Here is a 19,822-nt window from a genome sequence, read left to right on the forward strand (position 1 = left end):
AAGGAAGCACCTCCCCACCGTTATAAACGCGCCTGACGCACCGCACCGCTGCGCGACTTGGCCATCGCCGCCAAACGCACCGCCACGTTGGCCGCGCCATAACCGGCATAGCCGTTCTTGCGCTGGATGATCTCGAAGAAAAACCGGCCCTCGAAGGCTTCGGTGTAGACATGAAACAGCTCACCGCCCTGGGCGTCGCGGTCGTACAGCACGTTGTAGTACGCCAGTTCGCTGAGGAACTCATCGTCGAAATCAAAGCGTGCAGCCAAATCGTCGTAGTAGTTGAGCGGGATATCCAACAGCGGCACCCCGGCCTCCTTGGCCCGGCGCACCTCGGCGAAAATATCCGCGCAATCGAAGGCAATGTGGTGCACGCCCGAGCCGCGATAGCTCGAAAGCGCGTGGGAAATGGCGGTATTGCGGTTCTCGGAAATATTCAGCGGCAGGCGAATCGAACTGCAGCGGCTGCGCAGTGCGCGGCTTTTGACCAGGCCGTAAGGGTCGGGCAGCACCACTTCGTCATCGGCTTCAAAATCCAGCAAGCTTTTGTAGAACAGCACCCAGCTGTCGAGGCTGTCGGCCGGCAGGGCCATGGCCATATGGTCGATGCGCAGCAAGCCGCCGCTGGTGGTCACGGGTTGCAGGTTGAAATCGGTGTCGTATAGCCCGCCTTCGCTTTGGTCCACCAGGTAAATCAAGCTGCCGTCCGGCGCGCGCACGGCCGCCAACTCCAGCTCATTGGGCCCGACCAGGCCGCGATAGGGCTGGCCCTTGTAGGCCACCGCCCGTTCCAACGCCTTGGCGCTGTCCTTGACCCGAATCGCCGTGGCACACAACGACGGCCCATGGGCCTCGAAAAAGTTGTGGGCAAAGGAATAAGGTTCGCAATTGAGGATCAGGTTGATATCGCCCTGGCGCAACAGTCTCACGTTCTTGGAACGATGCTGGCCGGCCTTGGCGAAGCCCAGGCGTTCCAACCAATGGGTCAGCTTCGCGCCGAGGCTTTCATCCACCGCAAATTCGAGGAATTCGATGCCGTCGTACTCGCTGGCCGCCGGGGTCTCGAACAGGATATCCACGGGCGCGGCGGGTTGTTCCGCCGCCAGGCGCTGGCGGGTTTTCTCTTCCAGGTACAGCAACGAGCGCAAACCATCTGCCGCATTGGCCCGAGTCGGTGCGGCGCGAAAGCCGTCGTTGAAAATCTCCAGGGACAACGGCCCGGTGTAGCCACTCTGGATGATCGGCGCGAGAAACCCAGCCAGGTCGAACTCACCCTGGCCGGGGAAGCAGCGAAAATGCCGGCTCCACTCCAGCACATCCATGGCCAGGATCGGCGCGTCGGCCATTTGCACGAAGAAGATTTTGTCGCCTGGGATCTCGGCGATGGCACTCGGGTCGCCCTTGAGCGATAAGGTGTGGAAGCTGTCGAGCAGCACACCCAGGCTGGGATGATCCACCTGACGCACCAGGTTCCACACTTGCTGCCAGGTGTTCACATGTTTGCCCCAGGCCAGCGCTTCATAGCCGATTCGCAAGCCACGGCGGCCCGCGTGTTCGGCCAGCAGGCTGAGGTCGTCCAGCAGGATGCGTTCATCGCCCACGCAATCGGCCGAGGCATTACTGCACACCAGCACCAGGTCGGTGCCCAGCTCCTGCATCAGATCGAATTTGCGCTCGGCGCGCTCGAGGTTGCGCGCCAGACGATCACGGCGGCAGCCCTCGAAGTCTCGAAACGGCTGGAACAAGGTAATGGCGATGCCCAAGTCGGCGCACATTTGCCGGACTTCACGCGGGCTGCCGTCGTAGTACAGCAGGTCGTTTTCAAAGATCTCAACGCCATCAAACCCGGCGGCGGCAATGGCTTCGAGCTTTTCCGGCAGGGTGCCGCTCAACGACACGGTAGCGATGGAACGTTGCATGGGTCACTCCCGGCAATTGTTGTTTATGGCAAATTATTCGCCCACAGCCTACACGCGGCAATTAAAATGTACGAACCGGTTAGTTTTTGGTGCGATTATCGAACACTATGCCCCTTTGGCGAATTGACGACTTTTTAACCACTGCGCACCATCGACCTTGCACCAAGACCCAGATCACACCATAAAAATTTCAAAAACGGGTACGACCTCATGCCTCTGCAAAATTCCGCCCTGGCCGCGCGCCCCGGCACCCCGCACGCCGGCATCGGCGACAAGATCCGCGGCGCCCTGGCCGTGGGTAAAACCCGCTGGGGCATGCTGGCCCTGGTGTTCTTCGCCACCACCCTCAACTACATCGACCGCGCCGCCCTGGGCGTGATGCAACCGATTCTGGCCAAGGAAATGAGCTGGACGGCGATGGACTACGCCAATATCAACTTCTGGTTCCAGGTCGGCTACGCCATCGGCTTTGTGCTGCAGGGCCGCTTGATCGACCGGGTAGGCGTCAAGCGCGTGTTTTTCTGCGCGGTGCTGCTGTGGAGCCTGGCCACCGGCGCCCACGGCCTGGCTACCTCAGCCGTCGGCTTCATGGTCTGCCGGTTTATCCTCGGGTTGACCGAGGCCGCCAACTACCCGGCGTGCGTGAAAACCACGCGCCTGTGGTTCCCGGCCGGCGAGCGCGCGGTGGCGACCGGTATCTTCAACGCCGGCACCAACGTCGGCGCGATGATGACGCCCATGCTGCTGCCGTTGATCCTGCACGTGTGGGGCTGGCAGGCGGCGTTCCTGTGCATGTCGGCGCTCGGGGGTATCTGGCTGGTGTTGTGGGGCTTGAAGTACTACAACCCGGAAGAGCATCCCACCGTTAAACAATCCGAATTGGACTACGTGCAACAGGAAGTCGAGCCGGAACAACCCCGCGTACCGTTCAGCCGCATCCTGCGCATGCGCGGCACCTGGGCCTTCGCGCTGGCGTACTCGCTGACCGCGCCGGTGTTCTGGTTCTACCTGTACTGGCTGCCGCCATTCCTGAACCAGCAATACAACCTGGGCATCAACGTGACGCAGATGGGCATTCCGCTGATCATCATCTACCTCACCGCCGACTTCGGCAGCGTGGGCGGCGGCATTCTGTCCTCGTTCCTGATCGGTCGCGGGATGAACTCGATCAAGGCACGGCTGCTGTCGATGCTCTTGTTCGCCTGCTGCATCGTCGGCGTGATCATGGCGGCCGGCTCCAGCCAATTGTGGGTCGCGGTGTTCGCCATCTCCCTGGCCATCGGCGCGCACCAGGCCTGGACCGCCAACATCTGGAGCCTGGTGATGGACTACACGCCCAAGCACATGATGAGCACGGTGTTCGGCTTCGGCGGCATGTGCGCGGCCATCGGCGGCATGTTCATGACCCAGATCGTCGGCCATATCCTGACCGTGACCAACAACAACTACACGCTGTTGTTCACCCTGATTCCGGCGATGTATTTCATCGCACTGGTATGGATGTACTTCATGGCGCCGCGAAAGATTCCTACGGTAGAGGTGTAATCAACGCCGCCGCTGCTGCCAGGCAGCGGCCAAGCCGCTCATGCAGATCACCCCGATACCGACCACCGTGGTCATGTCGGGGGTATGGCTGAACACCAGCCAACCCAACAACCCCGCAAACACGATCTGGCAATAGCCGAACGGCGCCAGCAAGGCCGGCGCCGCGAAGCGGAACGCCTGGGTGAGCATCAAGTGCGCGGTCATCCCACAGGTGCCCAGCGCCAGCATCATCACCCCATGCCACAGGGTCGGTACCTGCCAGAAGAACGGCACCATCGCACTCATCACCAGGGTGTTGCACAGGCCGGCGAAGAAGTTGCTGGTGGTGGGGCTGTCGTATTGGCTGAGGATGCGCGTGAGCAGTTGGTAGAAGCAGAAGAACAGCGCCGAGCACAGTGGCAGCAGCACCGCCGGGGTGAACAGCTCACCGCCCGGATGGATGATGATCACCACGCCGACAAACCCGCAGATCACCGCCAGCCATTGGCCACGGGTGACATGCTCGCCGAGCAGGGGCACCGAGAGCGCGGTCACCAGGATCGGCGCAAGGAAGTTCACCGCCGTGGCTTCCGCCAACGGGATGTAATGCAGCGCCGTGGTGAAGAACAGGCTGGTGCCCAACAAGCACAACGCCCGCACCACCTGCATCCCCGGCCGCTTGCTGCGCAGCACGCGCAGGCCCGATTGCGGCAGGAAGATCCCGGCCATCAGCAAGGTGTGCACCATGTACCGCGCCCACACCACCATCACGATCGGGTAGAACCCGGCCAGGTATTTGGACAGGGCGTCGTGGCTGGAGAACAGGAACGTCGCCAGCACAATCAGCAGGATGCCTTTGAAGGGATGGTTGACGCCGGAAAGCGGGGTACTGACAGTCATTGAATTCTCTTGTGTGGCGAGCTGAATACGGTGGCACTCAACCGAAGTAATCTAGCAGCCGGGCATGCGTCTGCCCCAAGAGCATAACCAAACACCGGGCGAACAGCGCACTAAATCAGTGGATTTGAGTCCAACCCTGCACGCGCGCCCCGGCGTTGCACACTTTTTAATCAAGGCCCTGCCGCTATGAAAAAAATCCTGTTTGCCCTGTCTGCCCTCGCCTTGCTCTCTGCCTGCGATAAAACGCCGAAAGAAGCTCCCAAGCCCGCCCCCGCGTCCGTGCAAGCGACCCTGGTACCGGAAACGCCACCCACCGATAAATGGGTGGGCAAGTGGATCGGCGTCGAAGGCTTGAACCTGAGCATCGCCAAGGACGACAGCATCGGCCGCGGTCATTACATCCTGACCATGCAATATGGCCTGGATGCCGATGCGTCCGGCACGTTCAAGGGCCAGGCAACCGACGAAGGCATCGCCTTCACCCGCCCGGACGGCCCGCAGGTGCTGCGCGCCGGGGATGGCGCAGCCACTGGCTTGAAATGGCTGGCCGATAAAAAAGACTGCCTGATTGTCGCCAGCGGCGAAGGCTATTGCCGCTGATTACGACCATACTCCATCCATATTTTTGCCGGACCGTTAACAAGAGGATTGCCCCATGCTATGGAAAAAAGGCCGACGCAGCGACAACGTGGTCGATGCCCGCGATGACAGCGGCGGCGGCGGTGGCGGGATGCGCTTCGGTGGCGGCAAGGGCCTGAGCCTGACCGCTATCGTGCTGATTGTCGGCATCGGCTGGCTCACCGGCCAGGACCCGATGCAGATCCTCGGCCAATTGACCGGCCAGATGGAGCAGGCGCCGTCGGTCAGCACGCAATCGCGTCAGGCTCCGCCGGCCAACGACGAGCAGGCCGACTTCGTGCGCGCGGTGCTGGGCGACACCGAAGACACCTGGGGCCAGGTGTTCCAGGAGAACGGCCTGGCTTACAAGAACCCGAAACTGATCCTGTTCCGTGGCCGGGTGAACTCCGCCTGCGGGGGCGCCACCTCGGCCAGCGGCCCGTTCTACTGCCCGGCTGACCAGCAGGTGTACCTGGACCTGGATTTTTTCCGTGAAATGTCGCAACGCTTCCAGGCCGCCGGCGATTTCGCCCAGGCGTATGTAATCGCCCACGAAGTCGGGCACCACGTACAAACCCTGCTTGGCATCTCGTCCAAAATCCAGGCCGCGCGCCAGCAGGGCCGGCCGATGCAGGGCGACGGCGGCCTACTGGTCCGCCAGGAGCTGCAGGCTGACTGCTTTGCCGGCGTCTGGGCCAACCGCGCGCAAAAACGCCTGAACTGGCTGGAACCCGGCGATATCGAAGAAGCACTGAATGCCGCCAACGCTATTGGCGATGATCGCCTGCAGCAACAGGGCCAAGGGCGCGTGGTGCCGGACTCGTTTACCCACGGCACGTCGGCTCAGCGCGTGCGCTGGTTCAAGACCGGCTTCGCCCAGGGGCAGATCGCCCAGTGCGATACCTTTACGGCCAAGAGTCTTTAATGCATAAACGCGTGGGCTGGCTGCTGGCGTGGTTGATGTCCTGTTCAGCGTTGGCTGCCGAACACGGCGTCAACCTGGTCAGCCCTGAGCGTTTTCATGTGGATGCGGGCGAGCTCAGCCTGGGCCTGAGCCAGGATTGGCGCCAACCGCTGCCGGAGGTCACGCGGGCGCTGATTATCGTGCATGGCCGCCTGCGCAATGCGCAGACCTATCTGAAAAGCGGTATCGATGCCGCCGCCCATGCTGGCGTTGGGGCACATGTGCTGGTGATCGCGCCGCAGTTTCTCAACCAGTCGGACATTAAACGTCACCACCTGGATGACCAGGTGCTGCGCTGGAAGGGCAATGACTGGATGGCCGGCGCGCCGTCCATCGGTCCGGGCCAGGTCAGCTCTTTTGGCGCTCTCGACCAGATCATCAAGCACCTGGGCAACCGCACCCTGTTCCCGGCGCTCAAGGAAATCGTCGTCGCTGGGCATTCCGGTGGCGGCCAGGTGGTACAGCGCTTCGCTGTCACCGGCCACGCTCACCCGATGCTGCAGACCGAAGGCATCCGCCTGCGTTATGTGGTGGCCAACCCATCGTCCTACGCCTACTTCAGCCCACAGCGGCCAGTGCCGTTTGAAACGGCGAGTTGCCCTGGCTTCAACGAGTGGAAGTACGGCATGCAAGGCCTGCCGGACTACGCCAAGGGCCAGGGCGCCGAGCAACTGGAACAGGCCTATGTGTCACGCGATGTCACTTACCTGTTGGGCCAACAAGACACCGACCCCAACCACCCGGCGCTGGATAAAAGCTGCGAAGCCGAAACTCAGGGCGCGTATCGGCTGATTCGTGGGCACAATTACTTTGACTACCTCAAGCTGCGCCATCCGCAGTTGAGTCACAAGCTGGTGGAAGTGCCGGGGGTGGGGCATGACGGGGATAAGATGTTTACCTCGCCGCAGGGGCAGAACGTGTTGTTCCCGCACTGACTGAAGAAACCGGATTAAAAATGTGGGAGGGGGCTTGCCCCCGATGGCGGTGTGTCACCCAGCACATATTTAGCTGACAGACCGCTATCGGGGGCAAGCCCCCTCCCACATTTGATCTCTATTGGCTGGGCTGGATCATCTGGCGCAATACCGTGCAATCCTCGGCATGCCAATCCGCCAACTCGGGCCACGGGTTATCCGGCAGGTTAACCAACACAGTCCGTGCACCGGCCGCTCGGCCGCAATCCAGGTCGAAGCGGTAATCGCCCACCATCACCATCTCGCTCGGTGCGACATCCCAGGCCGCCGCCAGCTTCAACAAGCCTCCCGGATCCGGCTTGGGCGGCGCGTCCTCACGCCCTAGCACGTCTTCGGCGGCAAAACAGTCCGCCAGGCCAATCGCTTGCAGGGTGACATGCGCCAGTTCCTGCGCGTTGCGCGTCAAAATGCCCAGGCGATAACCGCGTCCGGCCAGCTCGCGCACCAGTTCCACCGCGCCCTCGGCGGCGACAGACCCCTGCGCCAGTTCGCGCTCGTGTTCCAGCAACCAGGCGTGCTTGGCCGCCGCGATATCCACCGGCAAAGCGGCAAGGTGCGTGAGAATATCGTCTTCGGCGGGAATCTCCAGCGCCACGCGGATGGCCGCGAAATCATGCACGGCCACCGTGAGGGTGCCGTCCATGTCAAACACCCAATGCCGGACGTCGGCCAGGCTCATGCCCAGTCCTTGCGATGGCGAATCAAGCCTTCCTGGGTCACCGACGCCACCAGTTGCCCGGCGCGGTTGTACACGCTGCCCCGGGAAAAACCTCGGGAATTGCCGGCCCATGGGCTGTCCATGGCATACAGCAACCAGTCATCGGCGCGCAGGTCGGCGTGGAACCACAGCGCGTGGTCAAGGCTGGCGACCTGCATGTCTTTGTGCCACACGGTCTTGCCATGGGGCAGCAGTGAGGTGGTCAACAGGCCGAAGTCCGAGGCGTAGGCCAGCAGGTATTTATGCAACGCCGGCGCATCGGCCAGGGCGCCGTCGGCACGAAACCACACGTACTTGACCGGGTCGGACGGCTGCGGGTTGAACGGGTCTTTTTCGGTCACCGGGCGCACTTCGATGGGCTTGGGGCACAGCAGCTTGTCGCGCATATGCTCGGGGATCAGGTGCGCGCGCTGCTGGGTCAGCTCCAGCTCCGACGGCAGGTTCTCCGGGCCGACCACCACGGGCATGGTGGTCTGGTGTTCGAAACCTGCTTCGTCGTACTGGAACGAGGTGGTGCAGGTGAAAATCGGGTGGCCCTTCTGGATCGCCGTGACGCGGCGGGTGCTGAAACTGCCGCCGTCGCGCACGCGGTCCACCGAATACACCACCGGCAACGCGGCGTCGCCTGGACGCAGGAAATAACCGTGCAGCGAATGTACGTGGCGCGCTTCTTCGACGGTCTGGCTGGCCGCCGACAGCGACTGGCCGAGCACCTGGCCACCGAACAGTTGGCGAAAACCCAGGTCCTGGCTGCGGCCGCGAAAGAGGTTTTCCTCGATCGGCTCCAGGGTCAGCAAGTCCACCAGATCTTCCAATACTTGGCTCATAGAGCAACTCCAAAACTCGATAGGGCATTCCGGGCTGCTTATCCGTGCAGCGTGTCCAACCATTGGGCGCGGGTGATGCGGTATAAAACATGCGGACGCAGCAGGTCATCGGCTGCGACCTTGGGGTGTTCGAAATCTGCCTGCGGATCGTAATGCATACCGATGGCCTGCATGACTTTTTGTGATGGCAGATTGGCCTCGGTGGTGAAGGCGACGACCTCATCCAGGCTCAAGCGATCGAAACCACAGCGAAATGCGGTCCAGGCCGCCTCGCTGGCGTAACCCAGGCCCCAGTGCTCGCGAGCCAGACGCCAGCCGATTTCCACCGCCGGGGTGAAATTCGCTTCAAAACTGACGTTCTGCAGCCCGGTGAGGCCGATGAATTCACCGGTGTCCTTGCGCTGCAAGGCCCAAAAGCCAAAACCATATTCGGCGAAGTGGCCGCGGATCCGGCCAATCAGTGCAGCGCTTTCCAGGTGGCTCAATTTAGCCGGGAAATAACGCATCACCTGCGGGTCGGCGCACATCTGCGCAAAGGCCTGCAGGTCGCTGTCACGCCATTGGCGCATGATCAGACGTGCGCTTTCCAATTCCAGTATCGGCTCCATGGGTCCCCTCCCTTGCCATGTGCGTGAGTGTACAGCGCTGGTAAGATCCGACGCAGATTCCAGTCAGAAAATCCCATGCCCTTGCCATTGATCTACCACGATGACTACAGCCCCGAGTTCCCGGCGGACCACCGCTTCCCCATGGACAAGTTTCGCCTGTTGCGCGATCACCTGGTGGACAGCGGCCTGACCGAGGACAGCCATTTGCTGCGCCCGCAGTTGTGCCCGGCAGAGATTCTGGGCCTGGCCCATGAACCTGGGTATATCGAACGCTATATGAGCGGCGAGTTGTCTCGCGAGGACCAACGGCGCCTCGGCCTGCCGTGGAGCGAAGCCCTGGCGCGACGCACCGTGCGTGCGGTGGGTGGCTCGATCCTCGCGGCGGAGCAGGCGCTGGAGCACGGCCTGGCCTGCCACCTCGCCGGGGGCACTCATCACGCCCACTACGATTACCCGGCGGGCTTTTGCATCTTCAATGACCTGGCAGTGATCAGCCATTACCTGCTGGCCAGCGGCCGGGTCAACCGTGTGCTGATCTTCGACTGCGACGTACACCAGGGCGACGGCACCGCGCGCATCCTGCATGACACGCCGGACGCCATCACCGTATCGCTGCACTGCGAAAAAAACTTTCCGGCGCGCAAGGCGCAGAGCGACTGGGACATTCCATTGCCGATAGGCATGGGCGATGCCGACTACCTCAAGGTGGTGGATGACGCGCTCAACTACCTGCTGCCGCTCTACCAGCCGGACCTGGTGCTGTACGACGCGGGCGTGGACGTACACAAGGACGACGCACTCGGCTACCTCAAGCTGACCGATGCCGGCGTCGCCGCTCGCGATGAAAGCGTGATGCGTCACTGCCTGGGCCGCGACATTCCGCTGATGGGCGTGATCGGTGGCGGCTACAGCAAGGACCGCCCTGCCCTGGCCCGCCGCCACGGCATCCTGCACCACAGCGCGCAGCGCGTGTGGACGTCATCAGGTTGTCATTGAACTGTGGACGTTACCCACAATGCCTGTGGAACCAGCTGTGGATAACTTGAGCGTAACGGTCTGAAAGCGGTTAGCCGTATGGCTTGTAGGAAAGTGTACGTTTTTTGATCAGGCAGCTGCGCCTTCGTCGGGTAGAATGCTCGGCCTATTCACAGCACCGTAGCCCTGCCCATGCCTCAGACCTCTCCCCACACTGTCTCTATCATCGGCGGCGGCCCTGCCGGGCTGATGGCCGCAGAAGTCCTGAGCCGGGCGGGCGTGCGCGTGGAGCTGTACGACGGCATGCCTTCAGTGGGGCGCAAGTTCCTGCTGGCCGGCGTGGGCGGCATGAATATCACCCACTCCGAGGCCTACCCGGCGTTCCTCTCACGCTATGCCGAACGCGCGCCGCACATGGCGCCGTTGTTGCGCAGCTTTGGTGCCGATGCGTTATGCGAGTGGATTCATGGCCTGGGCATCGAAACCTTTATCGGCACCTCCGGCCGTGTATTTCCTACAGACATGAAAGCCGCGCCGCTGCTGCGGGCCTGGCTCAAGCGCCTGCGTGAACAAGGTGTGGTTATCCACACCCGGCATCGTTGGCTGGGGTGGAATGCTGAAGGCGATTTACTTATCCACAGCCTGGAGGGCGAGAAAACCGTGCGCAGCGCTGCGGTGCTCCTGGCCTTGGGCGGCGGCAGCTGGTCGCGCCTGGGCTCCGATGGCGCCTGGCTCAATTTATTCGAAGAGCGTGGCGTGCCCTATGTGCGCCTGCAGCCGAGCAACTGCGGTTTCGAGGTGTCGGCGTGGAGCGACTTGATGGTCAGCAAATTCGCCGGGGCGCCGTTGAAAAACGTCGCCATTGGGCTGGGCGACGATAAACCTCGCCTGGGCGAATGCGTAGTGACGACCACCGGTATCGAAGGCAGCCTGATCTATGCGCTGTCGGCGCCGATTCGGGAAACGATCAACCGCGACGGCGTCGCCACCGTGCATATCGATCTGCTGCCGAGCAAGCCGTTGCACAAGGTGCAGGCGGCACTGGCCAAGCCGCGCGGGTCGCGGTCGATGAGCAAGCATTTGCACAGTCAACTGGGCCTGGATGGGGTCAAGGCGGCGCTGCTGCGCGAGCTGGCTCCTGCTGAGCACTTCAATGACCCGGCGCAGTTGGCGGTGGATATCAAGGCGTTGCCGTTGAAACTGGTCAGGACGCGGCCACTGGACGAAGCCATCAGCACCGCCGGCGGTGTGCCGTTCGAAGCGCTGGATGAGCGGCTGATGCTCAAGCAAATGCCGGGCGTGTTTTGTGCCGGGGAGATGCTGGATTGGGAGGCGCCGACCGGGGGGTATTTGCTGACGGGGTGTTTTGCCAGCGGCCGGGCGGCTGGGCTTGGACTGTTGGAGTGGCTTAACCGCTGAGAGGGGTGGTGGATTCGAAGCCGCCATCGGGGGCAAGCCCCCTCCCACATTTTGATTTGTGAATACAGTCAAGTGTGGGAGGGGGCTTGCTCCCGATGAGGCCATCAGCCACACCGCAAAATCACTTCTTCTTACGCGGCCCGGTGTTGAAAACCGGCACCTTGCGCACCGGCTTGATCGAAGGCTCCGCCGGCGCCACGTCGCCGCTTTCCACCCACTTGCCCAAATTGCGCTTACCACCGCCACCCGACGTTTTGGGCTTCTTCGGCTTCTTCGGCTTTTTCGGCTTCTTCACCACCTGCCCGCTGGCATCGGTATCCGGCACGCGGTGTTCCGGCTCGAAGTCCGGTTCCATGTTGCGGGTCAGGGTCTGGCGGGTCAGCATCTCGATCGCCGAGAGCATGTTCACTTCATCGGCACACACCAGCGAAATCGCCTCGCCGGTGTTGCCCGCGCGACCGGTGCGGCCGATGCGGTGGATGTAGTCTTCCGCGACGATCGGCAGGTCGAAATTGACCACCAGCGGCAAGTCTTCGATGTCCAGGCCACGGGCCGCCACGTCGGTGGCGACCAGGATCTGCACGTCGCTGGCCTTGAAGCGGTCCAGCGCACGCTGGCGGGTGGCCTGGGGTTTGTCGCCATGGATGCCGTCGGCGTTGATGCCCAGCCCCTGCAACTTATCCACCAGCGCATCCACGCCGTTGCGGGTTTTGGCAAACACCAGCACCTGCTTCCAGCGGCCCTTGCGCATCAGGTGCACGAACAGCTCTGCCTTGCGCTTTTTATCCACCGGCACCACCCACTGTTTCACGGTGTTGGCGGCGACGTTGCGCGGGCTGACTTCGATGCTCAGCGGGTCATTGAGCATCTGCCCGGCCAGCAGGCGGATGTCGTCGGAGAAAGTGGCGGAGAACAGCAGGGTCTGGCGCTTTTTCGGCAGCATGCGGTAGATGTTGGCAAGCTCTTCGGAGAAGCCCAGGTCGAGCATGCGGTCGGCTTCATCCAGTACCAGGGTTTGCAGCTGATTGAGTTTCAGCGCGTTCTGGCGGAACAGGTCGATCAGGCGACCGGGCGTGGCAACCAGAATGTCCACGCCCTTGCGCAGCTTCATCATCTGCGGGTTGATGCTCACGCCGCCATACACTGCGTAAGTGGTCAATGGCAGGTGTTGGGCGTACTCGGCAACGCTGGCATGAACCTGCTCGGCCAGTTCGCGGGTGGGGCACAGGATCAGCGCGCGCGCCGAATTGGCGGCGACCTTCGGCCCTTCCATCGTCAGCAGCTGCAGCAGCGGCAAGGCAAAGCCTGCGGTCTTGCCGGTGCCGGTCTGGGCCGCGGCCATCAGGTCACGACCGGCCAGCACCGCCGGAATGGCTTGCGCCTGCACCGGCGTCGGGGTCTGGTAGCCAAGCGTCTCAAGGGCGCGCAGCAAGGGTTCGATCAGGCCAAGGGAGGCGAAAGTCATGTGTTTACCGTAGGAAAAATTCAGCGCATGGGCGTAATGCGCGGCAGTTTACCTTATTTCCGGCTTAGGCTTGCGCCACTGCGGCAGGCTGATCAGCAGCACGGCGCTGATGATCACCAACATCGCCAGGGCTTCTTCCAGGCCGATGGACTCGCCGACGAACACAATCCCCAGCAACACCGCCACGGCGGGGTTCACATACGCATAGCTGGTCGCCGCCGCCGGACGCACATGCTTGAGCAGGTACATGTAGGCATTGAAGGCGATGATCGAGCCAAACACCGTCAGATAGGCCAGGGCCAGCCAACCCTCCAATGGCGGCATCGCCTGCAAGTGCTCACCCGACACGCCGCTGACGATCAACAATGCCACGCCAGCCACCAGCATCTCCGCAGCACTCGCCATCGCACCCCGGGGCAGTGGCAATTGACGGCTCCACACCGAACCGAACGCCCAGGAAGCCGCCGCCATCAACAGCAACACCGCGCCCATCGGGCTTGATTGCAGGGTGCTGCCCATATTCAGCATGGCGATGCCGATAATCCCCAGAATCACCCCGGCCCATTCCAGCCGCGTATTGCGCGCGCCCCAGAAAAAACCGAACAACAGGGTAAACAACGGCACCGTCGCCACCGCCAACGCGGCCACGCCGGACGACACGCCCATATGTTCGGCCACGCTGACGCCGCCATTGCCCACGGTGAGCAGCAAAATGCCGATCATCCCGGCAGCCTTCCACTGCGCCCACGTCGGCGCGGGTGCGCCACGCCACCTGAGGTAGCCATACATCAACGCGCCCGCCGTGCAAAACCGAATCCCCGCCAGTAACAACGGCGGCCAGTACTCCACGCCGATGCGAATCACCAGGTAAGTGGAACCCCAGATCACATACAACGCAAAAAAGGCGGCGATCAACGGTAAGGGAAAGCGACGTGTGCCAGGCATTGGGCGGCTCTATGGCGGGAAATGGGAGGCTTATTCTAGAAAGGCAAGTGGATAAACATAAGTTACAAAACCTGTTTAAAGAGCCCATACACTTTTCAAAGCATGGTTATGGAGGCTATAAACCGTGCTTTCGAAAGCCACGCGTAACCGGCGACCCGTGCGTGATCATGCAGGCAGCAGTGGGCACCATGCCGCAGTTGAAGACCTGATTAATCGGGTGGCGAAGTTCGGGTTCAGCAAGACTTCGATTATTTTGTCCAGCGCCATAGAGCGGCGTGTGCCGCTGAGGCAATTGGAAGGGAATGGCAAACATGGCGGTTAAACAGCTGCAATTTCAGCAGGTCATTAGTCTCAGCCATCCAATCAACCCGCGCATCCCGCTGTGGCCTGGCGACCCGCCAGTGGCGTTCGCGGACGTTGCTTCATTGGAGCGGGACGGCTATTACCTGCGCCGCTTCAGCATGGGCGAACACAGCGCCACTCATATGAATGCGCCGAAGAGCTTTTATACCGATGGAATGGGGATTGAGGGTTACTCGGCAGAAGCGCTGGTGCGGCCAGCGGTGGTGATCGATGTGCGCAGTAAAGCCATGGCCGATCCGGATTACCAAGTCAGCCCGCAGGATATCCACGCTTGGGAACACCAACACGGCCCTATCGATACGGGTTCGGTGGTGCTGGTGTACACCGGGTGGCAACACCTCTGGAACGATCCGACCGCCTTTTTCGGCCACGACGCGCAAGGCTCGCACTTTCCTGGGATTGGCGAGGCAGCCATTGGCTTTTTGCTGGAGCAGCGCCAGATTGCCGGCGTGGGCATTGATACCCATGGCGTGGATTATGGGCAAAGCAGCACCTTTGCAATCAATCACGCGGTACTGGCCGAAAACGGGATTGTGTTGGAGTGCCTGACCCAGCTCGACCGACTTCCGGCCACTGGGGCAACTCTGGTTATCGGGGTATTGGCGCTTGAAGATGGCTCGGGGTCACCGGCCTCGGTGATGGCCTTTATTCCCTGACATCATCGCTGCCTACACCGACCGCCCACAGGTGACCGCGTGTAGGCCGGGCAACGCCGACGACCGTGGGAGGGGGTTGCTTCCGATGGCGTCAGTGGCTGCGCTTGGCTATAGACGGGAGAATGGGCAATCCAGAAAAGTCTGACGAGACAGGCGGACTATGCCTACTGACCATTCAGAAAGCAGATAAAGCCCCCAGAAAAAAGCCGACGTTTCTATGGCCAGCAAGACCGATCCCTTTCATTTGCGGGACGTTTCCGAGAGAATCCCACGGCCTTGTTTCCGTCGGATTCGGTAGCTAGTCTCGCCCTGTCATCGAATGTTCGGTGACCGGACGTGCAAGTCCAATGGCAAGCAAGATCATAAATAAACCTACAGCCGATATGCCTGTTATGGCGGCTGTGCGTGGGAGGCCTTCGGGCCTGCTGGGTTTGGATCCTTGCCCCGGTCTTGCACACCTACGCACAGTTGCCACCCTATTCGCGTGCAAGCGAACGGTGTCGACTTCTTCCAGCAAGGAGTTTCACCATGGTCAAAGTCACCCCCGATCCACCCAGGTCCAAAGCCGACTTCCTCAGCGAAGACGCCCTGCTCCACCGTCGCGCCATCGACTACTACCTCAAAGCGTCCGCCCCGGATGCGCCCACTTTTATCCTCAATGACAACCTGAGCTTTGAAGACGCCCTGGCGCACGCGGCGGATTTGTTGCATTGCGCGGTGGAGACGGCGCACACCTCAGGAGACGTGATGAAGGCGCCGCAGCGGGCGGTGATGCATTTGGTGGAGATGGCGAAGGGCGTGGTGGATCAGGCGTTGGAGTGCACGCAGGCTCGATAGGCGACGCATCACCAAATGTGGGAGGGGGCTTGCCCCCGATGGCAGTGGGTCAGCTACACATAAGCTGGCTGACCCACCGCTATCGGGGGCAAGCCCCCTCCCACATTTGGAGCTTCAGTGTTCTTGAAACCGCGCCCAGGCTCAGAACCCGCGATGCTTCTTCAAATGCTCATTGATCTTCGCCGCCGGCACTTTCTGCAAGGTGCACAGCAAATCATGTGACAGCTCACGCAGGCCATGGGTCTGGCGCAGTTCCTGGGCCAGGTGCGCGGTGAGGTTGGCGGCCATTTCCGCATCCGCCAGCGCCCGGTGAGCCTTGCCGGTGTGGGGCAGTTGGGCGTAGGTGTTGAGGGTGCCGAGCTTGTGGTTTGGCGCCGAAGGCATCAACCGACGCGCCAGCAATAAAGAACAGGCGAATTTCTGCAGGCGGGTGCGGCGGATCAGGCTCAGCTCAAAGTCCCAGAACTTCTGGTCGAACGCGGCGTTGTGCGCCATCAATGGCGTGGTGCCGACGAACTCGTTGACCTCGTTCATCACCCGCTCGGCCGGCGGCGCGCTGCGCAGCATGGCATTGCTGATGCCGGTGAGTTGTTCGATAAAGCCCGGCACGCGTACGCCGGCATTCATCAGGCTCTGGTAGCGGTCGACGATTTGCCCGCGCTCAAGGATGACCACGCCAATTTCCGTGGCCCGGCAGTGGCTGCTCGGGGTGATGCCGGTGGTTTCAAAGTCGATGACCGCTATACGTTCCAAACCTGTTCCAACTCCGTCTGACAATTGAGTGAGCCACTGCGCTTATTTAAGCAGCAACGCGCCTTCGATCGGCACGTAGCGGCTGGCGGCGCGTATCAGTGAGTTGGCCGTCAGCCCCGGCACGCCGTAGGCCACGGCCTGCACGCCATGCTTGTGGATGATGCGGTCGAGCAGCATGTCGAAATCGCCATCGCCGGAGGCCAGCACCACTTCGTCGACGTTCGCGGCGGCGTCCATGATGTCGATGGTGATGCCGACGTCCCAGTCGCCCTTGGCCGAGCCGTCACTGCGCTGGATGTAAGGCTTGAGCTTCACGGTAAAACCGAGGTTGCGCAGGATCTGCTGGAACTGCTGCTGTTTGCTGTCGCCACGGTCGATGGCGTAGGCGTACGCCTCCACGATCTGCCCATGGGCACTGATATCCGCCCACAGCGCGGCGTAGTTGAAATGGCAGCCATAGGCCTGGCGAACGGTGTAATAGAGGTTTTGCACATCGGCGAACACTGCAATTTTCTTCACCGCACTTCCTCAATGACCGCCAGGCGCCAGCGCCCGGAAAGGGTGCCAGTATGCCAGCCAAGGGAAGCTTTCCGGGAAAAAATCAGACCGGAGCGCCGTAGCGCCCCGGCCGGGCGTGTCAGACGAAGGAATCGTCATCGCCAAAGGAGGAGGAATCGTCGGAATAATCGCTGTCGGCGAAGCTGTCCGCGTTGTTGCTGCCCCAGCTGTCATTGCCTGCGATTTTCTGATCATCGTTGCCCCAGCCACCTTGATCACTGGCAGGCGCCGGTTGCTCGATGATTTCTTCCACCACCTGCGGCTGCTGGTTGTGGTGGAACAGGCTGCTGATGCCTTCGGCGAGCAACACACCACCGGCCACGCCGGCGGCGGTTTTCATCGCGCCACCCAGGAACCCGCTGCCCGCAGGCGCGGCGGCGGCCGCTGGTTGCGGCTGTTGATAATTCTGTTGCGGTGCCGGCTGGTTGAAGGCTGGTCGCGCCGGTTCACGCCAACCGCCGCCCGCGTTGCTCGGCGCAGGCTGCGCATCGCGCGAACCGCCGCCGCCAAAGATGCTCGAGAGAAACCCGCCACCGCTCGCCGGAGCCGCTGGCGCGGACTTGGCGCGCTGCAGCTCTTCCTGCAATTGCTGGATCTGCTGGGCCTGCTGCTTGTTTTGCGCATCGAGGCTCTGCAGCGCGTGTTCCTGCACCAGCAGCGACTGGGTCATGTAGTAGCCGGCGGCCGGTTGGCGAGTCATGTGTTCCTTGATCCGCGCTTCGGCCTGGGCGTCGCGGGGGGCTGAGTCCGTTTCGGCTTGCTGCAACCGTGAAAACAGTCCGTCGATCAGGGTTTGTTCTTCGCTGTTCATGGCGACCTCGTTAGATTGCCGGTAAAAATCAGGGTCCCGCCTGGCGTCAGGCAAGGTACGCCCTAGTTATGGGGCTGTTACCAATTGTTTCAATGGTCTTTACGCAAGGTTTACGTTTGCTTGCCCAGGCCCGCTATCGGTTAAAGTGTGCCCCTGCTTTTTCGGCCTGTGATGACTCTGATGAATCCGTTAGACGTGCTGCGCGACTCCTTCCGCTTCACCCAACGCAACCTGGGCGCCATCGTCCAGCTGTGCCTGCCGCTGGTAATCCTCGAAGCCCTGCTGCAACAAGTGCTCGACCACACGCTGGGCCCGGATGCCTTCAGCGGTTACAGCGTGGTGGTGGGATTGCTCGTGTACCCGTTGTACACCGGCGCGCTGATCCTGTTTCTCGACGCGCGCACCCGTGGCGAGTCGCCACGCACCAAGGACGTGTGGGCCATGGCATTGGCGATGTGGCCGCGCTTCGCCCTGCTGACCGCCATGAGCACGCTGCTGATTCTGCTCGGGCTGTCGCTGTATTTCCTGCCGGGCCTGTGGCTGATGGTGGTGCTGGCGTTTGCCGAGTACCTGCTGGTTTTGCGCGGCATGTCGGCGCTTGAAGCGATGAAGGAGAGCCTGCGCCTGACCCGTGGGCACTTCTGGCGAATCCTGGTGTGCCTCTTGTGCGTGATGACCCCGCTGTGGCTGCTCAAGGGCGCGAGCGTGGCGGCCTATCCCGAACCCGCGCCATTGCTGGGGCTGTTGATGGACAGCGCCCACAGTTTCCTGCAGCTGTTCACCAGTGTGGTGCTGTTCCGTTTATTCATGTTGATCGGTGGCGACGCCGACGTGCGGTGATATGCTCCGTGCCCATCCTGAAACGCACATAAGCCGAGCCGATGACCCGTTTATTGCGCATCACCCTGTTGAGCCTGCTGTTGATTGCGGGCTTGCTGACGGCCCTGGTCTACAGCCTGACCTGGCGCCCCGTCGCCAAGGAAACCCTGCCCGTCAGCTGCGTCGCGCCGCGTGCGCCGACCCTGCTGCCGGGGCAGGCACTCAAAGTGATGACCTGGAATGTGCAATACCTGGCCGGCAAGAACTACGTGTTCTGGTACGACACCGCCGACGGCAGCGGCCCGGACGAGCGCCCCACGGTTGAAGACATGGCTTTCAGCCTTGACGAAGTGGCGCGGGTGATCCGCGACGAACAGCCCGACATCCTGCTGTTGCAGGAAATCGACGAAGGCGCCAAGCCCTCCCATTATCAGGATCAGCTGGCCCTGTTGCAGGAGCGCCTGGTCGACCTTTACCCCTGCAGCGCCCAAGCCTTCGACTGGAAAGCTGACTTTGTGCCCAACTTGCGTATCTTCGGCAGCGTCGGCCGCAAATTGGCGACCCTGAGCCGCTACCAGATCGAACACGCCGAGCGCCTGCAATTGCCGACCCCGCAGGCCAATTTCATCAGCCGCCAATTCCAGCCCAAGCCTGCCCTGTTGTTGACTTACCTGCCGCTGAGCGACGGTGGCCAACTGGCGGTGCTCAATACGCGCCTGGACGGCGGCATGCCTGGACGCAGCGCCGTGCGGGAGCAAGTGCAGGCCACCGTGAAGTTGTTGGATAAACTGGAAGGTCGTGGCACGCCCTGGGTGATTGGCGGGGATTTCAATGCGCTGCCGCTGGGCCAGTTCCTGCGCCTGGATGCGCAAAAACGCGGCCAATATTCGCCGGACAGTGAGCTGCATCTGCTGTGGGACAAATACCCGATGATCCCGAGCAACAGTGAATCCAGCGGGATCGACCGAGAGAAATGGCTGACGCACTTCCCCAACGACCCAAGCGTCGAAGGGCCGGACCGTACGCTGGATTACCTGTTCTACAGCGCGCGGATCAAGCGGGTGGCGGCCAAGGTAAGGCAGGGAGACACGTTGCGTATTTCCAATCATTTGCCGGTGATTGGCCGGTTCCTGCTGCCTGCCGCGCAATAACCCCCAGCTTTTCAACAC

General features: G+C 61.9%; 20 protein-coding genes and 1 pseudogene. 11 read left to right on the forward strand and 10 right to left on the reverse strand.

The features are described 5' to 3' along the window. Positions 1-20 precede the first annotated feature (20 nt). Positions 21-1,919, reverse strand: coding sequence for a 3-dehydroshikimate dehydratase QuiC (gene quiC / locus C4J90_RS22950; RefSeq protein ID WP_124420891.1), 1,899 nt, complete (start codon positions 1,917-1,919; stop codon positions 21-23). A gap of 210 nt (positions 1,920-2,129) precedes the next feature. Here quiC and C4J90_RS22955 point away from each other — a divergent pair, with 210 nt between their 5' ends. Further along, complete coding sequence (locus C4J90_RS22955) at positions 2,130-3,464, forward strand: MFS transporter (RefSeq protein ID WP_124371940.1); 1,335 nt, start codon at positions 2,130-2,132, stop codon at positions 3,462-3,464. Here C4J90_RS22955 and C4J90_RS22960 read toward each other — a convergent pair whose 3' ends face one another. Then, a complete protein-coding gene (locus C4J90_RS22960) occupies positions 3,465-4,343 on the reverse strand; it encodes a DMT family transporter (protein ID WP_065935812.1) in 879 nt (292 codons plus the stop codon). Between the two features lie 186 nt (positions 4,344-4,529). Here C4J90_RS22960 and C4J90_RS22965 point away from each other — a divergent pair, with 186 nt between their 5' ends. Genes C4J90_RS22965 through C4J90_RS22975 form a run of 3 tightly spaced genes read left to right on the forward strand, consistent with a single transcriptional unit; the run spans position 4,530 to position 6,860 of the window. Continuing rightward, entirely contained in the window at positions 4,530-4,943 is a 414-nt protein-coding gene (locus tag C4J90_RS22965) for a lipoprotein (protein ID WP_124415655.1), read from the forward strand. 55 nt (positions 4,944-4,998) lie between these two features. After that, positions 4,999-5,886 carry a neutral zinc metallopeptidase gene (locus C4J90_RS22970; RefSeq protein WP_124420892.1) on the forward strand — a complete coding sequence of 296 codons (888 nt, stop codon included), beginning with the start codon at positions 4,999-5,001 and terminating at the stop codon, positions 5,884-5,886. Continuing rightward, positions 5,886-6,860: an alpha/beta hydrolase gene (locus tag C4J90_RS22975; protein WP_124420893.1), complete on the forward strand. Its 975-nt coding sequence runs from the start codon at positions 5,886-5,888 to the stop codon at positions 6,858-6,860. Before C4J90_RS22970 ends, C4J90_RS22975 begins: the two co-directional genes overlap by 1 nt. A gap of 118 nt (positions 6,861-6,978) precedes the next feature. On the opposite strand, the gene C4J90_RS22980 is transcribed toward C4J90_RS22975, so the two are convergent. The 3 genes from C4J90_RS22980 to C4J90_RS22990 are packed head-to-tail and all read right to left on the reverse strand — an operon-like array spanning position 6,979 to position 9,052. Beyond that, positions 6,979-7,578, reverse strand: a complete 600-nt coding sequence (locus C4J90_RS22980) for an HAD family hydrolase (RefSeq protein ID WP_124420894.1) — start codon at positions 7,576-7,578, stop codon at positions 6,979-6,981. Beyond that, entirely contained in the window at positions 7,575-8,444 is an 870-nt protein-coding gene (tesB, locus tag C4J90_RS22985; protein ID WP_124364513.1) for an acyl-CoA thioesterase II, read from the reverse strand. The genes C4J90_RS22980 and tesB overlap by 4 nt, the downstream gene beginning before the upstream one ends. A 38-nt stretch (positions 8,445-8,482) precedes the next feature. Continuing rightward, the gene (locus C4J90_RS22990) at positions 8,483-9,052 is read right to left on the reverse strand and encodes a GNAT family N-acetyltransferase (protein ID WP_124364514.1); all 570 of its coding nucleotides are present in this window, start codon (positions 9,050-9,052) and stop codon (positions 8,483-8,485) included. A gap of 75 nt (positions 9,053-9,127) precedes the next feature. Here C4J90_RS22990 and C4J90_RS22995 point away from each other — a divergent pair, with 75 nt between their 5' ends. Next, on the forward strand, positions 9,128-10,048 hold the full coding sequence (locus tag C4J90_RS22995) for a histone deacetylase (RefSeq protein ID WP_124420895.1): 921 nt from the start codon (positions 9,128-9,130) through the stop codon (positions 10,046-10,048). A gap of 171 nt (positions 10,049-10,219) precedes the next feature. Next, complete coding sequence (locus C4J90_RS23000) at positions 10,220-11,446, forward strand: TIGR03862 family flavoprotein (RefSeq protein WP_124420896.1); 1,227 nt, start codon at positions 10,220-10,222, stop codon at positions 11,444-11,446. A gap of 121 nt (positions 11,447-11,567) precedes the next feature. Here C4J90_RS23000 and C4J90_RS23005 read toward each other — a convergent pair whose 3' ends face one another. Both C4J90_RS23005 and yedA read right to left on the reverse strand, forming a co-directional pair. Then, a complete protein-coding gene (locus C4J90_RS23005; RefSeq protein ID WP_124420897.1) occupies positions 11,568-12,911 on the reverse strand; it encodes a DEAD/DEAH box helicase in 1,344 nt (447 codons plus the stop codon). Between the two features lie 48 nt (positions 12,912-12,959). Then, positions 12,960-13,856, reverse strand: a complete 897-nt coding sequence (gene yedA / locus C4J90_RS23010) for a drug/metabolite exporter YedA (RefSeq protein ID WP_124420898.1) — start codon at positions 13,854-13,856, stop codon at positions 12,960-12,962. 140 nt (positions 13,857-13,996) lie between these two features. Between yedA and C4J90_RS23015 the strand changes: the two are divergent. The 3 genes and pseudogenes from C4J90_RS23015 to C4J90_RS23025 all read left to right on the forward strand — a co-directional run. Next, positions 13,997-14,178: pseudogene (locus C4J90_RS23015) on the forward strand (Lrp/AsnC family transcriptional regulator); the annotation flags it as partial. Further along, complete coding sequence (locus C4J90_RS23020) at positions 14,168-14,875, forward strand: cyclase family protein (RefSeq protein ID WP_124420899.1); 708 nt, start codon at positions 14,168-14,170, stop codon at positions 14,873-14,875. The pseudogene C4J90_RS23015 and the gene C4J90_RS23020, both read left to right, overlap by 11 nt. 528 nt (positions 14,876-15,403) lie before the next feature. Beyond that, positions 15,404-15,712, forward strand: a complete 309-nt coding sequence (locus tag C4J90_RS23025) for a DUF6124 family protein (protein ID WP_124420900.1) — start codon at positions 15,404-15,406, stop codon at positions 15,710-15,712. Positions 15,713-15,853: 141 nt separating this feature from the next. On the opposite strand, the gene C4J90_RS23030 is transcribed toward C4J90_RS23025, so the two are convergent. From C4J90_RS23030 to C4J90_RS23040, 3 genes are all read right to left on the reverse strand, one after another. Continuing rightward, positions 15,854-16,465 (reverse strand): PolC-type DNA polymerase III, encoded by a 612-nt coding sequence (locus C4J90_RS23030; RefSeq protein ID WP_124364521.1) that lies wholly within the window; start codon positions 16,463-16,465, stop codon positions 15,854-15,856. 42 nt (positions 16,466-16,507) lie between these two features. Continuing rightward, positions 16,508-16,984, reverse strand: coding sequence for an NYN domain-containing protein (locus C4J90_RS23035; RefSeq protein WP_124364522.1), 477 nt, complete (start codon positions 16,982-16,984; stop codon positions 16,508-16,510). A 118-nt stretch (positions 16,985-17,102) separates the two neighbouring features. Then, positions 17,103-17,834: a DUF2076 domain-containing protein gene (locus C4J90_RS23040; RefSeq protein WP_124420901.1), complete on the reverse strand. Its 732-nt coding sequence runs from the start codon at positions 17,832-17,834 to the stop codon at positions 17,103-17,105. 180 nt (positions 17,835-18,014) lie between these two features. Here C4J90_RS23040 and C4J90_RS23045 point away from each other — a divergent pair, with 180 nt between their 5' ends. Further along, a complete protein-coding gene (locus C4J90_RS23045; RefSeq protein WP_124364524.1) occupies positions 18,015-18,674 on the forward strand; it encodes a YciC family protein in 660 nt (219 codons plus the stop codon). A gap of 41 nt (positions 18,675-18,715) precedes the next feature. Then, positions 18,716-19,804 (forward strand): endonuclease/exonuclease/phosphatase family protein, encoded by a 1,089-nt coding sequence (locus tag C4J90_RS23050; protein ID WP_124420902.1) that lies wholly within the window; start codon positions 18,716-18,718, stop codon positions 19,802-19,804. Positions 19,805-19,822: the final 18 nt, after the last annotated feature.

This window comes from Pseudomonas sp. R2-60-08W, from assembly GCF_003852335.1.
Taxonomy (GTDB): Bacteria; Pseudomonadota; Gammaproteobacteria; order Pseudomonadales; family Pseudomonadaceae; genus Aquipseudomonas.

Bases quoted from the DNA above. Each gene is read 5' to 3' on its own strand.
- quiC (WP_124420891.1), bottom strand. From the start codon at position 1,919: ATGCAACGTTCCATCGCTACCGTGTCGTTGAGCGGCACCCTGCCGGAA.
- C4J90_RS22955 (WP_124371940.1), top strand. From the start codon at position 2,130: ATGCCTCTGCAAAATTCCGCCCTGGCCGCGCGCCCCGGCACCCCGCAC.
- C4J90_RS22960 (WP_065935812.1), bottom strand. From the start codon at position 4,343: ATGACTGTCAGTACCCCGCTTTCCGGCGTCAACCATCCCTTCAAAGGC.
- C4J90_RS22965 (WP_124415655.1), top strand. From the start codon at position 4,530: ATGAAAAAAATCCTGTTTGCCCTGTCTGCCCTCGCCTTGCTCTCTGCC.
- C4J90_RS22970 (WP_124420892.1), top strand. From the start codon at position 4,999: ATGCTATGGAAAAAAGGCCGACGCAGCGACAACGTGGTCGATGCCCGC.
- C4J90_RS22975 (WP_124420893.1), top strand. From the start codon at position 5,886: ATGCATAAACGCGTGGGCTGGCTGCTGGCGTGGTTGATGTCCTGTTCA.
- C4J90_RS22980 (WP_124420894.1), bottom strand. From the start codon at position 7,578: ATGAGCCTGGCCGACGTCCGGCATTGGGTGTTTGACATGGACGGCACC.
- tesB (WP_124364513.1), bottom strand. From the start codon at position 8,444: ATGAGCCAAGTATTGGAAGATCTGGTGGACTTGCTGACCCTGGAGCCG.
- C4J90_RS22990 (WP_124364514.1), bottom strand. From the start codon at position 9,052: ATGGAGCCGATACTGGAATTGGAAAGCGCACGTCTGATCATGCGCCAA.
- C4J90_RS22995 (WP_124420895.1), top strand. From the start codon at position 9,128: ATGCCCTTGCCATTGATCTACCACGATGACTACAGCCCCGAGTTCCCG.
- C4J90_RS23000 (WP_124420896.1), top strand. From the start codon at position 10,220: ATGCCTCAGACCTCTCCCCACACTGTCTCTATCATCGGCGGCGGCCCT.
- C4J90_RS23005 (WP_124420897.1), bottom strand. From the start codon at position 12,911: ATGACTTTCGCCTCCCTTGGCCTGATCGAACCCTTGCTGCGCGCCCTT.
- yedA (WP_124420898.1), bottom strand. From the start codon at position 13,856: ATGCCTGGCACACGTCGCTTTCCCTTACCGTTGATCGCCGCCTTTTTT.
- C4J90_RS23020 (WP_124420899.1), top strand. From the start codon at position 14,168: ATGGCGGTTAAACAGCTGCAATTTCAGCAGGTCATTAGTCTCAGCCAT.
- C4J90_RS23025 (WP_124420900.1), top strand. From the start codon at position 15,404: ATGGTCAAAGTCACCCCCGATCCACCCAGGTCCAAAGCCGACTTCCTC.
- C4J90_RS23040 (WP_124420901.1), bottom strand. From the start codon at position 17,834: ATGAACAGCGAAGAACAAACCCTGATCGACGGACTGTTTTCACGGTTG.
- C4J90_RS23045 (WP_124364524.1), top strand. From the start codon at position 18,015: ATGAATCCGTTAGACGTGCTGCGCGACTCCTTCCGCTTCACCCAACGC.
- C4J90_RS23050 (WP_124420902.1), top strand. From the start codon at position 18,716: ATGACCCGTTTATTGCGCATCACCCTGTTGAGCCTGCTGTTGATTGCG.